The 525-nt window shown below is 69.9% G+C and carries 1 protein-coding gene; it reads right to left on the bottom strand.

Annotated features, from left to right (window positions below):
- A partial coding sequence (locus tag ACY34I_RS40645; RefSeq protein ID WP_462760873.1) for a transposase occupies positions 1 to 525 on the bottom strand: 525 nt, incomplete at both ends.

The following is a 525-nucleotide window of genomic DNA, read 5'->3' as shown; positions in this document are numbered from 1 at the left end:
TGAGCAGGTCATGGACCTGGTGCCAGCGTTCCAGGGTCGTCTGTGCGCGGGGCCCGTCGTAGATGGGTGCGTCCAGTACGGGGGCCCAGCAGGTGCTGTGCGCCTTCACCTCGCTGAGGGCGGCTTCGCACAGGTTGTGCCATAGGTGCCACCTGTCCGCGACCTGCACTGCGTTGGGCAGGGCGCGGCGGATGGCCTCGGCGTAGGTGGCCGAGCCGTCGCGGCACACGACCTTGACGCCGGGATGCGCGCGCAGCCACGCTTCCAGCGTGTCGGCGGTGCGGTCGGGCAGTACCTCGATCCGCTCATGGGTCTCGGCGTCGATCACCACGGTGGCATAGCGGTGCCGCCGGCGCAGAGCAAAATCGTCGACGCCGATCACGCGAGGCGTCCGCCCGGTGGGCACCGGGATGCGCTGCAGGGCGCGCAGGGCCGTGTGACGGGACAGGCCCATGGCGAGTATCGCCAGCAAACGCGACCCTGCCCGGCCCGCTAACTCCTTGACCACGGCTTTGACCTGCTTGG

Source organism: Micromonospora sp. RTBAU3-60, from assembly GCF_054963695.1.
Note: the sequence above shows the minus strand (reverse complement) of the source record. Positions and strands in the feature narration are given on the sequence as shown.